At 51.5% G+C, this 14,336-nt stretch carries 12 protein-coding genes; all 12 read left to right on the top strand.

Annotated features, from left to right (window positions below; translation table 11 throughout):
• Positions 1-67 precede the first annotated feature (67 nt).
• The 12 genes from LQV63_RS08905 (at position 68) to hfq (ending at position 14,176) form a co-directional block, all read left to right on the top strand.
• Positions 68-328 (top strand): metal-sensitive transcriptional regulator, encoded by a 261-nt coding sequence (locus LQV63_RS08905; RefSeq protein WP_019420451.1) that lies wholly within the window; start codon positions 68-70, stop codon positions 326-328.
• 180 nt (positions 329-508) lie between these two features.
• A complete protein-coding gene (locus LQV63_RS08900; protein WP_233696441.1) occupies positions 509-1,516 on the top strand; it encodes an ABC transporter substrate-binding protein in 1,008 nt (335 codons plus the stop codon).
• A 44-nt stretch (positions 1,517-1,560) separates the two neighbouring features.
• The gene (locus LQV63_RS08895; protein WP_233696440.1) at positions 1,561-2,361 is read left to right on the top strand and encodes an ABC transporter ATP-binding protein; all 801 of its coding nucleotides are present in this window, start codon (positions 1,561-1,563) and stop codon (positions 2,359-2,361) included.
• Positions 2,339-3,187, top strand: a complete 849-nt coding sequence (locus LQV63_RS08890; protein WP_019420448.1) for an ABC transporter permease — start codon at positions 2,339-2,341, stop codon at positions 3,185-3,187. The genes LQV63_RS08895 and LQV63_RS08890 overlap by 23 nt, the downstream gene beginning before the upstream one ends.
• A gap of 170 nt (positions 3,188-3,357) precedes the next feature.
• A complete protein-coding gene (locus tag LQV63_RS08885) occupies positions 3,358-4,344 on the top strand; it encodes an aromatic acid exporter family protein (RefSeq protein ID WP_019420447.1) in 987 nt (328 codons plus the stop codon).
• A gap of 124 nt (positions 4,345-4,468) precedes the next feature.
• Positions 4,469-5,029, top strand: coding sequence for an outer spore coat protein CotE (locus LQV63_RS08880; protein WP_019420446.1), 561 nt, complete (start codon positions 4,469-4,471; stop codon positions 5,027-5,029).
• Positions 5,030-5,269: 240 nt separating this feature from the next.
• Positions 5,270-6,883: a putative amidoligase domain-containing protein gene (locus LQV63_RS08875; RefSeq protein WP_233696439.1), complete on the top strand. Its 1,614-nt coding sequence runs from the start codon at positions 5,270-5,272 to the stop codon at positions 6,881-6,883.
• A 105-nt stretch (positions 6,884-6,988) separates the two neighbouring features.
• The gene (mutS, locus tag LQV63_RS08870; RefSeq protein WP_233696438.1) at positions 6,989-9,781 is read left to right on the top strand and encodes a DNA mismatch repair protein MutS; all 2,793 of its coding nucleotides are present in this window, start codon (positions 6,989-6,991) and stop codon (positions 9,779-9,781) included.
• 59 nt (positions 9,782-9,840) lie between these two features.
• The gene (mutL, locus tag LQV63_RS08865; RefSeq protein WP_233696437.1) at positions 9,841-12,015 is read left to right on the top strand and encodes a DNA mismatch repair endonuclease MutL; all 2,175 of its coding nucleotides are present in this window, start codon (positions 9,841-9,843) and stop codon (positions 12,013-12,015) included.
• 145 nt (positions 12,016-12,160) lie between these two features.
• Entirely contained in the window at positions 12,161-12,955 is a 795-nt protein-coding gene (locus LQV63_RS08860; protein ID WP_233696436.1) for a class I SAM-dependent methyltransferase, read from the top strand.
• Positions 12,939-13,886 (top strand): tRNA (adenosine(37)-N6)-dimethylallyltransferase MiaA, encoded by a 948-nt coding sequence (gene miaA, locus LQV63_RS08855; RefSeq protein WP_233696586.1) that lies wholly within the window; start codon positions 12,939-12,941, stop codon positions 13,884-13,886. The genes LQV63_RS08860 and miaA overlap by 17 nt, the downstream gene beginning before the upstream one ends.
• 50 nt (positions 13,887-13,936) lie before the next feature.
• A complete protein-coding gene (hfq, locus tag LQV63_RS08850; RefSeq protein ID WP_019420440.1) occupies positions 13,937-14,176 on the top strand; it encodes an RNA chaperone Hfq in 240 nt (79 codons plus the stop codon).
• Positions 14,177-14,336: the final 160 nt, after the last annotated feature.

The following is a 14,336-nucleotide window of genomic DNA, read 5'->3' as shown; positions in this document are numbered from 1 at the left end:
AAGCCAAGGTATGCTTTATGTATCATATTGAATAGAGGTTTGCCGCTCGATGGGAAGGAGGTATGAGATGGAATATCATGATTCAGTTAAAAATCGGCTCAAGCGTGTGGAAGGGCAAGTTCGCGGCGTGCTCAGCATGATGGAGCAGCAAAAGGATTGCAAGGACGTTGTTACCCAGCTTACGGCGATTCGTACTGCAGTGGACCGCGCAATTGGAGTAGTCATCGGCGCGAATTTGGCATCCTGCGTGCGAGAGCAGCTGGAGCAGGGCAACGATCCGGACGACGTGATTCAAGAAGCCGTTAATATATTGGTCAAAAGCAGATAAATTGTACCAGCGTACAGCAGAAGCGCATTCCCTTCGAAAAGAAGGGAATGCGTTTTTTTTCGTAAACGGGCCAATAACCAATTGTAAGTATGATGCATAGACTGCAATATCCGTTCGACATGGCAAACTGATGGTTTGTCAGACATGGGACTTGACTAAGAAGCAGAGGAGGGAATGATTATGATGCCTAAACGATTGGGTGTATTCGCATTAGCCGCAGTCCTCATATTTTCTATTGTGTTGAGCGCGTGTAGTAGCGGAGGAGACCGCATCAAGGTGAGAGTCGGAGAAGTGACCCGTTCCATATTTTATGCGCCGGAATATGTGGCGCTCGGCAAAGGTTTCTTTGAAGAAGAAGGTTTAGATGTGGAGCTGCAGACGACCTTTGGCGGGGATAAAACGATGACTGCGCTGTTGTCCGGCGGCATAGATGTTGCGTTGGTCGGTTCGGAGACGTCGATATATGTATATCAGCAAGGGACCGAGGATCCGGTCATTAACTTCGCACAGTTGACGCAGACGGATGGAACGTTCTTAATGAAGCGGACGAAGACGGATTCATTCGACTGGAATCAATTGAAAGGAAGCGTGTTCCTTGGTCAGCGCAAGGGCGGGATGCCGCAAATGGCCGGAGAATTTACGCTCAAAAAGAACGGAATCGATCCACATCAAGATTTGGAGTTAATCCAGAACATTGATTTTGCGAACGTGGCTTCCGCGTATGCGTCAGGTACCGGGGAATATGTTCAGTTGTTCGAACCGCAAGCTTCCATTTTCGAAAGGGAAGGCAAGGGCTATGTGGTCGCATCCTTTGGTGTGGAAAGCGGCCAATTGCCGTATACCGTATTTATGACAAAGCAAAGCTTTATTACGAAAAATAAAGAAACGGTTCAGAAATTTACAAATGCGATAGTTAAGGCACAGCGTTGGGTGAATTCGGAATCGCCTGAAGCGATAACGGATGTAATTATGCCTTACTTTAAAGATATAGATCGGGATATCGTCGTTAGTGCCGTGAAGCGGTATAAGGATCAAGGCTCTTTCGCCACCGATCCGATACTGGAGGAGAAGGAATGGAACAACCTGCTTGACGTGCTTGAAGCTGCCGGAGAATTGAAGCAGCGGATCAGCTTGAAGCAGATTGTGAACAACGAATTCGCTCAGGATGCCAAGCAGAAGGTTAAATAAAATGAGGCGCGTGAAGGAACAGAGTTGGGAAAGGGGGCGGACATATGGTTCCAGCGGTACAATTGTCGCAAGTGACGCATGTGTATGTAACGGAACGTGAAGCGAAGCTCGCTATCGACGGACTGTCCGTCACCATCATGCCGGGGCAATTTGTAAGCCTTGTCGGTCCGAGCGGCTGTGGAAAGACGACGCTGCTCTCGATTATGGCAGGACTTCTGCAGCCGACCTACGGCAGTGCGTTCGTGTACGGCCAGCTTGTAAACGGCCCTTCGCCGCGTGTCGGTTACATGCTGCAGCAGGACTATTTATTTCCATGGCGAACCATTCTGGAAAATGCCTGTACCGGACTGGAATTGACGAAGCGGTTGAATTCGGCCTCGAAGGAACGCGTAATCAGACTATTGGACGGTATGGGATTAGGAGGGACAGAGTCACTCTATCCTCATCAGTTATCCGGCGGCATGAGACAAAGAGTGGCCTTGGTGCGCACGCTGGCAACCGAACCAGAGCTGCTGCTGTTGGATGAACCGTTTTCGGCACTTGACTATCAGACGAAGCTTCAGCTGGAAGATCTCATTGTAGAAACATTAAAGGCGCATCGCAAGACGGCGGTGCTCGTGACGCATGATCTGTCAGAAGCGATTGCGGTCAGCGATCAGGTCATTGTCCTGAACCGAGATCCTGGCAGTATCCGGCGTGCATTCGATGTGCCGGAATTGATTCGGGAAACCCAGCCTTTTTACGCACGGGAACAGTCGGGATTCAATGATCTGTTTCATGATTTGTGGAAAGAATTAGAAGCGTCGGATCGGAGGGGGATCGATGGCAAAGCAAACGGAGGCTAACAGCGCCGCAGACGAATTTCCTGACTCCCGCAGTATGGTCGAACAGACGTATGCCCGCTATCGCAAGCGGCGCCGCAGATTCGCCACGACCGTCTCCCTGACGCAATTTATCATATTAATTGCATTTGTAGGACTCTGGGAATTAGCGGGCCGTTTCAAATGGATCGACGTGCTGTTGTTCAGTTATCCGAGCAAAATATGGACGCAGATTGTGCAGGATTTTGCCAATGGGTCGATTTGGCCTCATCTCGGCATGACGGTCGGCGAAACGGTGGTCGGTTTTTTTCTGGGCACGGTACTCGGCACGCTGCTTGCGGTATTGATTTGGTGGTCGGAATTTCTCGCGCGCGTGTTGGACCCCTATATGGTCGTATTCAACAGCATGCCTAAGGTGGCTCTGGGTCCGCTGTTCATCGTCGGCTTCGGTCCAGGCTTCACAGCCATCGTCGCCACGACCTTGTCCATTACGGTTATCATAACGACACTTGTCGTCTATAACAGCTTCCGCGAGGTGGATCCGAACTATGTTAAGGTCGTGCGTGTGTTCGGAGGAAGCAAGAGCGTCATCTTCCGCACAGTCATTCTTCCGGCTTCTTTCCCGGCGATTGTATCTACGTTAAAGGTCAATGTGGGGATGGCCTGGGTCGGGGTTATTGTCGGGGAGTTTCTCGTTTCCAAGGTGGGATTGGGCTACTTAATCATTTACGGATTTCAAGTATTTAACTTTACGCTCGTCATGTCGTCACTCGTTATCATTGCGGTTGTAGCCACATTGATGTACAAAGCGGTCGCTTTTTTGGAACGGAAACTGATTCGCCGATCATAACGTTCCTGGCTAACAAGCATGGAGAAATGTCAAAATAAGACATTTCTCTTTTTTTGCAACTATGGAGGGAAGTCGATATAATAAAATATCGGAATGCGTTAAAGTGCGTGTTCAAAGGGGAACTTTTTGAATTACCTTTTATAGACTGGAATGATGAAGGAGTACATATCATGGTGTTTGGATTTGTCGGAGTTCGTGTCATTAAGACGGCGATCGCTTCTATCTTCGCTATCATCACCGCCGATCTTATCGGTGCGATGAATCCGCTCGGAGCGGGTCTGCTTGCCATATTAGGTGTGGACGTAACGCGCAAGCGCAGTGTGAAGACGGTATCCGCACGCTTTTTGGCCTCATTGGTCGGCCTTCTGCTGGCCGCTACATTGTTCGGAGTGCTAGGGTTTCAATTATGGGTGCTTGCCCTATATATTTTGCTTGCCTTTCCCATCATTGCCCGCCTTAACTTTAAGGAAGGCATTGTTACCAGTTCCGTCGTCGTATTTCATATATACGGCTCGGGTGCATTGACGCTGCACGGGATATTCAACGAAGTGCTGCTGCTCATGATCGGATTGGGCGCCGCCACCCTCGTCAATCTCGTCTATATGCCGAATGAAGAAGAGAAGCTTGTTCATATTCGTAAGGAGGTAGATGAACAATTTTCACGTATTTTTATTCAAATCAGCCGGAATTTGCGTGATTCTTCTTATATTTGGGACGGTCAAGAAATTATTGAAGCGGATGCGAAGGTGAATGAAGGGATTGCGATCGCTTCGAAAGCATTGGAGAATCGCCTGCTGCGCACGGAGGAAATTCGAACGGATGAGCAATGGCTTGTCTATTTTTATATGCGCAAAGCGCAGCTGGAGAATGTGCAGAGCATGCTCCAACTGCTATCACAGGTGTTCCAATCGCTGCCGCAATGCTATTTGGTCGCGGATTTGTTCGACCAATTGAGCGACGATGTGAAGGAACCGCATTATACGGGCAAGACCGAGCAGCTTCTAATTGAGCTGGAAGGCGTCTTTCGTGAAATGGATTTGCCTGCTACACGGCAGGAGTTTGAGGTTCGCGCTGCGGTCTTGCAAGTGAACCGGGAACTGCAGCAATATTTAAAAATAGCGAAAAAAGACAAGAAAAGGTTACGAGCTGCACTGTAAACCGCGTCACCATAAGCATTTTTATTCTTTTAAAAAATGAAAGGCCTCTCAAAAATTTTTGTCACCCTAGACGAATGTCCTGCATACACTTTAATTGAATGATTGTATGGAGGAGGTCCATTGGATGGCAATTACAGATAAACACCACTGCCGGCAAATCATCACAAAAGCAATCTGCGGCAAAGGTCGTAAGTTCTCCGTCGTCACACATACGGTCACTCCGCCTCATCATCCGACTAGCATATTGGGGGCATGGATTATAAACCATCAATATGAATCGGTGCGGGCAGGAGATGGCATTGAGGTCATCGGTACTTACGACATCAACATCTGGTATTCGTACAATAGCAATTCCCAAACGGATGTTGCGAAAGAAACGGTGTCGTATGTCGATCTCGTTCCATTGTCGTATGTTGATCCGAAGCATCGTGCCGCTACGGAGGAAGTGTCGGCGGAAGCGCTTCAAGAGCCGAACTGTGTAGAGGCGAGTGTATCGTCAAGCGGAACCGGCGTCATGATTCGCGTAGAGCGTGAATTCGCCGTGGAAATGGTGGCAGAGACAAAAGTATGTGTACGCGTATGTCCGAACGGTTGCCTCGACTTTGAAGATAAAGACTATGATTTTGGCAGCCAGGATGACGGTTTCGACGATTTAGACCCGGACTTGTCGGATGAGGAGTTGTAGTCATCGCCGCAAGCCCTTCACGTTTGCGGCGCTTTTCTAATTTCATTCTCCTTTTTAACTCTCAACCAACATGCGCATGGTGGATGAGTCACGAGTTCTGTCGACAGTCTTCAGTCCTCATCTGTTGTACTTCATATTTTAGAATATGCAGCAATATCATTATCGAAGAGGGCGGGAGCCCTCCTTTTTTTTAATTAAAATGTGATGCTTGACTAACGGCAAGAAAGAGGGGGGAGCCAAGTGAAAGCTGGAGCGATTCCTCATTCTATCCAGCTGCTGACCGACGATGACAGGGTCTGTCAAATGTGGAACGGCACCGGAATCCCGACCGCATTGTGTACGCAAAACAATCGGCTGACGGAATTGGGGCCCGACCGAATGGATGAAGGTTGTCTCGTTGTGCTGTGGATGCGTCGTTCTCACAAGAAGGAGGTATTGCAGGAGTTAACCAAGCGTGCTGTGCGTACTGGGACACAGCACAGGATGATCATCCTGAACCGCTTCGCCCAATCTTGGAATCACCGCACGATGCGCCTGCGCCTGCGCTTATGGGGACTTCCGATCGCGGACGAAGCGGTATGGTCTGAGCCATATCCTATTGAGAACAGCCGGCGGTTTGTTCGGACGTTGTGCTTCTGGGTGAATCAATGCGAAGTCGCCGCTGCTGCTCATTGCATACGCACGCCGCAAGGCGGGTACAGCTACCTTCCGCTTGACGATTGGTCACAGCCTCCGTATCGGCGGCTCGGCCGTATGGCGGTGCGTGCAGCTTATGCACTCGGATGGGATATCGCCGCGATTACGCTCCGGTATCATTCTCAGGAGATGCAGCATAATGCTGAATGGCCAGCAGGCGTTGTGGATGAACCGCAAGCGGGGGACGTTATCGAGCGGGTCGAGCCGGCGCCGCGGCGTCTCCCTGAGTGGGTTATGTCGCGGTACATCGCCGCATGGTCCATGACGCTGGCGGAGACTGCAAGCAGCCGGAATGAGTCGAAGACGTCGTTGAAGCTCGGTCTCGATATGGAACTAATTCTGTATCATCCGGGGCGCCGCAAAATAGTTCCGGCAATCCGGTATTTGCCGCGAGGCGGGGGGGCCGGATGTGATGCGGTGCGCATTCAAGGCAAATTACGTTATCCGCTCATGGAGCTGCGTCCAGAGCCTGCAACGACTCCGGCGCAGCTGCTGCAGCACCTGCGCGATTCCATGGTACGGGCTGCCCGCCTAATAAGAGCGAAGGACGAAGACGGTATCTCGCTGGTATGGCTCGCCGGGAGTCAACCGCTCGGGACCTTTGCGCTTGGCGGACATATCCATGTTAGCGGCATCGCTCTGACGAGCGATCTCGTTCGCATGCTTGATACATATGTCGCACTTCCGTTAGCATTAATAGAGGACTCGCATGGGGCGCTGCGCCGACGGCCTAAGTATGGCACGTTCGGAGACGTGCGCTTGCAGGAGCATGGCGGTGAAGGCGGATTCGAATACCGTACGCTGCCAAGCTTCCTGGGGAGTCCGCAGTTGACGCTGGAAGTGCTTACTTTATTCCATACTGTTGTCGTGCATGGGACCAAGCTTGCGCGAAGAGACAGCGTGCGCGCGGAGATTGTGCGGCGCTATTATCGGTGCAGCGAAGAAGAGGCGGGGACAGAGCTGCGTCCGTTGGCGCTTGCGCTGCTTCAAGAAGTGTTGGACGCGCTGGAGACTGAAATGGGGAGCAACATATCGGGTGTTTCCCGACCTGTCCACGCGGACATTCAAGCCATCCGTTCTCTGTATACGCGAATCAACACAGGTTGGCGCTGGAACGAGAATGATGACATTCGTGCCGCATGGCTGCACGGCAAATAGTATAGAGGGATGTTTAAATACGCACTAGAAGAAAAGATATGCGGCGTGAGTATATGCTCTTTTTTTGATATAATAAAACTCTATTCATGGTAGCGGAGGTTGCTTATGGCGAAACATACGCCGATGATTGAACAATATTTGTCGATTAAACAACAAGCTGAAGACGCATTTTTGTTCTTTCGTCTCGGGGATTTCTATGAGATGTTTTTTGATGACGCCATTCGGGCGGCTAAAGAATTAGAGATTACGTTAACCGGTAGAGAAGGCGGTGGGGAAGAACGCATTCCGATGTGCGGAGTGCCGTATCATTCAGCCGAAAACTATATTCAACGCTTGATTGAAAAAGGATACAAAGTCGCCATTTGCGAACAAGTGGAGGATCCTGCAGTTGCGAAAGGCGTCGTGCGACGCGAAATCGTGCGCATCGTCACGCCGGGCACTGTCATGGAAGGCAAATTGATTGATGAGAAATCGAACCATTACTTAGTATGCTTGACCGAGCATGAGGGCGCCAACGCACTGGCTGCCTGTGACTTGTCTACGGGGGAAATGGTCGTGACATCTGCTCCTGCATCCCATTCGTGGCTGCTTGATGAGTTGAATGTATATATGCCGACCGAAATTATCGGCTCAAGCGGACTGCTGGAGCAAGCAGAGCCGATTGCGAAGGCGTGGAATCAGTCGGTGCTCTTTACTTCATGGGCACGGCTGGATGAGTCGTTGGCGCAGAAGCAATTCGGAGAAGCGGAAATGACTCGCTTGGAGCCGGAGCGCCAGCAGGCGGTAGCGACGCTCATGGCTTACTTATCTGAGACGCAGAAGCGTTCTTTAAGCCAATTGACGCAGATTCGCACATATGAGCCTGACCAATACTTAGTGCTGGATTCTTTTACGCGGCGCAATTTAGAGCTGACGGAGACGGTACGCGAGCGGGCGAAGAAAGGTTCTTTGCTCTGGCTGCTGGATCGCACGGAGACATCCATGGGCGCGCGTCTCTTGCGTCGCTGGATTGACAAGCCTTTAATGAACCGCCGCGCTATTGATGAGCGTCTCGAAGCTGTGGAGACTCTTTATCATCAGATGATTTGGCGTGAAGATATCCGCGAGCAGTTGGCTTCCATATATGATTTGGAGCGCTTGGTCGGCCGCATCGCCTTCGGTACGGCGAACGGTCGCGATTTGGTGGCATTAAAAGCATCGCTGCACAAAATTCCAGCCTTGAAGCAGCTCTGTGCGGAGACGTCCTCGACGACGCTCCAAGCGCGGGTGGCAGAGCTGGATTCGTGTGAGGATATCCTGGAATGGATTGAGCACACCATTGTGGACGAGCCTCCTATCTCGGTTCGAGACGGCGGCTTAATTAAGCCAGGCTGTGACGATTATCTTGACCAGCTGCGTGAGGCTAGTGTGAACGGTAAGCGTTGGATTGCGGAGTTGGAGCGGAGAGAACGGGAAGCGACGGGCATTAAGTCGCTGAAAATCGGATACAACAAGGTGTTCGGTTACTACATCGAAGTGACACGGTCCAATCTAGCTGCACTGCCAGAAGGCCGGTATGAACGGAAGCAGACGCTCGCCAATGCGGAACGGTTCGTCACAGCCGAGCTGAAGGAGAAAGAATCGCTCATACTGGAAGCGGAAGATAAAATGGTCGGACTCGAGTACGAGCTGTTCAGCGAACTGCGGCAGCGCGTCGCCGAGCACATTCGCCGGTTGCAGACGCTGGCGGAGACGGTGGCTGAGATCGATGTGTATCAATCGTTGGCCAATGTGAGCGCTGCGAGACGATTTGTCCGTCCGCAGCTTAACGACGGCTATGACATGCATATTGATGCGGGGCGCCACCCTGTCGTAGAGGCGGTTATGCAAAGCGGCAATTTCATGGCCAATGACACGCTGCTGCAAGAGGCGGAAGCTGGGATGCTGCTCATTACAGGACCGAATATGGCAGGGAAGAGCACCTATATGCGCCAAGTTGCGCTTATTTCCATCATGGCGCAGATCGGCTGCTTCGTTCCAGCGGAACGGGCGGAGATGCCGATTATCGATCGCATCTTCACCCGCATCGGGGCGGCGGACGATCTAATTGGCGGCCAGAGCACGTTCATGGTCGAAATGATGGACATTCAAGTAATGACGGCGAAAGCCACACGGCGCAGCCTTGTCATCATCGATGAGCTGGGGCGGGGGACATCGACGAGCGAAGGGATGTCCATAGCGCAAGCTGTCATTGAATTCGTGCACGATGAGATTGGCTGCAAAGCGCTCGTGTCAACTCATTTCCATGAGCTGGCGCATTTGGAGGAACGATTACCTCACTTAAGAAATGTGTGCATGGCTGTGAAAGAAAGCGGCAATCAAGTTGCTTTCTTGCGCAAGTTGATTCCGGGCGCGGCGAGCACAAGCTACGGCATTTATTGCGCCCGTCTTGCCGGAATTCCGGATTCGATTATTACACGCGCATATGACCTGTTGAAGCAGTATGAGCCCCGGACCGCAGCAGAGTCCCTGCTAGATGGGCCATCGAGCTTGCCAGCAGCTGGTGCAGCGGAGGGCTCATCAGAGGGGCGGGCTGCTGCATCGCCTGCGCCTGCAGAAGCACACGTGAGCGTGAATGGTGTGGAGCAGCTGTCGCTATTCGGATGGGGCGAATCAGCAGCAGCGGCAGAGCGGGCTGCAGAAGCCGTGTCTTCGCATGACGCTGGCCAAGATGACGGCTTGACGCAAGCTCACCCTGCAGCCGGTACGCCGCAGCACGCTTCAAATGCTGTCGCGGCAGGTGAAGGGGCACAGCTCATCCGCGAGCTGCAGGAAGTGGACGTTTTGTCGATGACGCCGCTCGAAGCGATGAACCGGCTGCACGATTTGATGAGACAAGCTCGTGCATTGAAGCAATAGCAGCCAGGCGGCGTCTGAACACGTGAAGTCAAGCTTGTTGAATAAGGAGGTATCCGAGCATGGCGGTCATAAAAATATTGGACGAGCACATAGCTAACCAGATTGCGGCGGGAGAAGTGGTTGAACGACCGTCTTCCGTAGTTAAGGAGTTAGTGGAAAATGCCATCGACGCCGGCAGCACTCGCATCGACGTGACGGTTGAAGAGGGCGGGCTGCAGCTTATCCGAGTTAAAGACAACGGCTCTGGGATCGGGGACGATGATGTAGAAAATGCGTTCCAGCGGCATGCGACAAGCAAGATTTTAACAGGCAAAGATCTGTTCGCTATCCGCAGCCTCGGCTTTCGTGGCGAAGCGCTGGCGAGTATTGCCGCCGTGGCTAAGGTGGACGTCGTGACATCCACCGATGGCAGCGGCCTTGGGCGACGGCTTGTCATTGAAGGCGGAACCATCAAGACGTTCGAGCCGGCGCAATCGATGCAAGGTACGGAATTTACAGTACGCGAGTTATTTTACAACACGCCTGCGCGCTTGAAATATATGAAGACAATTCAGACCGAATTGGGGCATATTTCCGATTTGATTTACCGTTTGGCTTTATCATACCCGAGCATTGCCTTCACGTTGAAGCATAATGATAATGCGCTCTTGCAGACGATAGGCAATGGCGATTTGCTGCAGGTTATCGCTGCAGTATATGGCGTCCATACGGCTAAAAGCGTAATGAAGGTGAAGGCGGAGCATTTGGACTTCGAGCTGGAGGGCTATATCGGCAAGCCGGAGATGACACGTTCGAACCGGAATGCGATGTCGTGGTTCGTGAACGGCAGGTATGTGCGCAGCTTTCCGTTGAATCAGGCTGTGCTGCGCGCTTATCATACGCTGCTGCCGATTAATCGCTTTCCTATGGTTGTGCTGCAGGCGCGGATGCATCCGACGCTCGTCGATGTGAACGTACATCCGGCCAAGCTGGAGGTGCGCTTCAGCAAAGAAGCAGAGCTGTGTGAATTCATCGGGAGCACGCTGCAGCAGCTGCTTCTGAAGCAGCAGTTGATTCCGCAGGCGGCTGCCCCGAAAGCGAAGGTGCGCACCTTCGTGGAGCAGACGGAGCTGCAATGGGCTTCCGCCGCGACTGTGGATGCCAACAATGAACAGCAGCTGAAGCCGATGGGAGCATTGGTTCCTTCGTCTGGCAACAAAGGCGCAAGTTTACCGCCTGCGCCTTTCGCCCCTGAGGCGCAAGCAGGGGCTGCTGCAGCTCAGGAAGGGGCCGAAAATGCTGCGAACATACCAACCGAGACGAAGGCCGCGGCAGTTGCGTCTCGTACTGAGCTGGAGCCAACTGTTCTAACGAACAGCGTCATGTCTGTTCAACAGCATGCAGCGGCATCTCACAGTGCAGTTGTTCCGCAAGATGCAGTGAAGCAACAGAGTACATTTTCTAAGCAGAGTGAACCGGCTCAGCATCCTGCAGAAACCGGTGCGCGCGCTTCTTACGTGAATGAAGCGAAGCCTCGGTATGGGGAGCAGGAGGGACGCGGCTTCAAGGATAGAGTTCCCCCTTCTGTCTTAGGCAATATGCCGAAGAAGAGCGGAGAAGCATGGAAAGAGTGGATGGACAGCGGCGAACGGTCGGAAGAAGCGACATTGCCACCTTTTCCTGCGCTATCGTTGATTGGACAGCTGCATGGCACTTACCTCATTGCTTCCAATGAAGAAGGGCTGTATCTTATCGATCAGCATGCGGCGCATGAGCGCATTAATTACGAATATTATTATGAGCAATTCGGCAGGCCGGCTCAAGCATCTCAGGAGCTGCTGCTGCCGATTACGTTGGAATTCACGCCGTCAGAAGCGGAGCGTATTCGCGAGCGTATGCATCTGTTGGAGCATATTGGTATGCAGATGGAACCATTCGGAGGACAGACGTTTCTGGTCAGATCCCATCCATATTGGTTCCCAAAGGGCCAGGAAACATCGATTATTCAAGAAATGACGGATTGGGTATTGGGCGAAAAGGCGCCGGATATTGCGAAATTGCGAGAAGCGTCGGCTATTATGTGCTCCTGCAAAGCATCGATTAAAGCGAACCAGCGTCTGTCGGATGCCGAAGCGGAGACGTTATTCGCCCGGCTCGCCACGTGCCGTCAACCCTATACGTGCCCGCACGGTAGGCCGATTGTCGTGCGTTTTACTACCTATGATTTAGAGAAAATGTTTAAACGGGTTATGTAAAAGGGCGCGTTCAAAAAGGTCCCTTTTCAGCACGTCGAATGGCCACTTGGGATTCTTCGTGATCAAAAGGGGACTTTTTGAAAAACCTCTAAAAGGATGATATTTGTGTTTCCCTTTCCATAGCGTTTATAATGAGGAGGAGCTAATGATTGTCACAACGGGTGATTTCTCATCCCCGCACATCAAAGAGCGCGCTCGCCACACGGCAGATGCTTTCGGGTATGTCTTTGTTGAGCGGTGCAAGCAATCGCTATCAAGATTGACACGGAAATATGGCGATGATGAATTTCTTGTCTACACGAATGACAGCGTACGCTACACGCAGCTGGGGGTTACGGAATTGACCTATCATCCCAGCATGGCGTTTGTGCGCGCGAAGCGAATTCTGGCCGGTGAATCAGATTCGATGATTAGGGCAAGCGGCGCGACATGTGGAGATGAGGTGCTTGATTGCACGGCGGGATTTGCGGCGGATGCCCTCGTCTTCTCCATAGCGGTCGGAGCCGCCGGGCGTGTTGTCGCATTGGAGAGCGAGCCATCTTTGTTCACGCTGGTACACGAAGGATTGCAGCTGTATGAAAGCGATGTGGTGGAGGTCAATGAGGCGATGCGCCGTATTGAATTGCAGCGCGCAGACCACTCCCAAAAGTTGAAATCGATGCCTGACCGTTCAATGGATATCGTATATTTCGATCCGATGTTCAGGGAGCCGGTTACACATTCGTCCGCGTTTAATCCGATGCGGACGATGGCGAATCATGAAGCGCTATCTCGTCAAGCGATTGCGGAAGCGATGCGTGTGGCGAGAAAAAGAGTAGTCATGAAAGAGCTGCGCAACAGCTCAGAGTTTGCCCGGCTCGGCTTTAACCGTGTCGTCCAGACGGGATCGAAATTAGCTTATGGAGTGATTGACATTGCCGACAATATCATCGTTAAGTAGACCAAGGCTGCTCGTCCTCGTCGGCCCGACGGCTGTCGGCAAGACCAAGCTGAGTTTGAGCGTTGCCAAGCATTATGAATGCGAGATTATTTCCGGTGACAGCATGCAGGTGTACCGTAAGATGGATATCGGTACAGCCAAGCTGTCCGTACAGGAACGTGAAGGCATCCCTCATCATATGATGGATATCCACGATCCGGACGAAGCTTTTTCTGTGGCAGAATTTCAAGATCGCGGCCGGACGCTTATCAGTGAAATTACCGCGAGGAATCATATTCCCTTCATCGTAGGTGGAACCGGTCTATATGTCGAATCTCTCTGTTATGGATTTGAATTCGGCGACAACAGTTCCGATGAGGAGTTCAGGCAGCAGATGGCGGATTACGCTGCTTCGCATGGCACGGAAGCGCTGCATGAGCGGTTGAAGGAAGTGGATTCAATAACGGCGGAGCGTCTGCATCATCATGATCAGCGGCGTGTTATCCGCGCGCTTGAAGTATTCCATCTGAGCGGAGAGCCGTTATCATCTCAATTAGCCCGTCAGAAGAGAGAATCACCGTATGATTTATGCATGATCGGTTTGACAATGGACAGGCAGATGCTTTATAAACGAATTGAGGCCCGAATCGACATCATGCTGCAGGAAGGCTTGATTGACGAAGTTCGCCAATTGCTGGAACAAGGCTATTCGCGTAATCTTGTATCTATGCAGGGATTGGGATACAAGGAAATTGCCGCTTACTTGGAAGGCGAAATGTCATTGGATGCAGCTGTCGAACTGTTAAAGCGAGATACGAGACGGTTCGCCAAGCGTCAATTGTCATGGTTCCGCCGAATGACAGACCTTGAATGGGTTGATGTTACTGACTCGGAACAGACAGACAAACATTTCACACAAATTTGTAAGATCATAGCAGGAAAGTTTCGGTAAGAGGTTGAATATATTTCAACACAATCTCATGATTATTGGGGGTACGGACGATGAATAAATCTATTAATATTCAAGACACTTTTTTGAACCAATTGCGTAAAGAAAGCGTTCCAGTGACGGTGTACTTAACGAATGGATTCCAGATTCGCGGTGTAATCCGCGCATTCGATAATTTCACGATCGTCATTGACAGCGATGGACGTCAACAGATGGTATATAAGCACGCCATCTCGACGTTTACGCCGCAGCGTAACGTATCCCTGATGCAAGATCATCAGAACGAAGCGTAGATGCTTCATGCAGAGGGGCAGAAAGAAATGAAACTTTTTGTCCCTCCTTCACGTCTAAATAATTGAGCCCGCTGCCGAACAACCCTGAAGGGTTGTTCTTTTCATTACGGGTCATATAGGGTATAGGGAATAAGGATTTATCATTCTATAGAGAAAGAGA

The organism is Paenibacillus profundus, from assembly GCF_021369635.1.
Classification (GTDB): domain Bacteria; phylum Bacillota; class Bacilli; order Paenibacillales; family Paenibacillaceae; genus Paenibacillus_B; species Paenibacillus_B profundus.
The sequence above is the reverse complement of the archived record's forward strand: the minus strand, read 5'-3'. Positions and strand labels throughout refer to the sequence as shown.

Excerpts from the sequence above, each read along its gene's own strand:
- LQV63_RS08880 (WP_019420446.1), top strand. The coding sequence starts at position 4,469 with ATGGCAATTACAGATAAACACCACTGCCGGCAAATCATCACAAAAGCA.
- mutS (WP_233696438.1), top strand. The coding sequence starts at position 6,989 with ATGGCGAAACATACGCCGATGATTGAACAATATTTGTCGATTAAACAA.
- LQV63_RS08900 (WP_233696441.1), top strand. The coding sequence starts at position 509 with ATGATGCCTAAACGATTGGGTGTATTCGCATTAGCCGCAGTCCTCATA.
- mutL (WP_233696437.1), top strand. The coding sequence starts at position 9,841 with ATGGCGGTCATAAAAATATTGGACGAGCACATAGCTAACCAGATTGCG.
- hfq (WP_019420440.1), top strand. The coding sequence starts at position 13,937 with ATGAATAAATCTATTAATATTCAAGACACTTTTTTGAACCAATTGCGT.
- LQV63_RS08895 (WP_233696440.1), top strand. The coding sequence starts at position 1,561 with ATGGTTCCAGCGGTACAATTGTCGCAAGTGACGCATGTGTATGTAACG.
- LQV63_RS08860 (WP_233696436.1), top strand. The coding sequence starts at position 12,161 with ATGATTGTCACAACGGGTGATTTCTCATCCCCGCACATCAAAGAGCGC.
- LQV63_RS08885 (WP_019420447.1), top strand. The coding sequence starts at position 3,358 with ATGGTGTTTGGATTTGTCGGAGTTCGTGTCATTAAGACGGCGATCGCT.
- LQV63_RS08890 (WP_019420448.1), top strand. The coding sequence starts at position 2,339 with ATGGCAAAGCAAACGGAGGCTAACAGCGCCGCAGACGAATTTCCTGAC.
- LQV63_RS08905 (WP_019420451.1), top strand. The coding sequence starts at position 68 with ATGGAATATCATGATTCAGTTAAAAATCGGCTCAAGCGTGTGGAAGGG.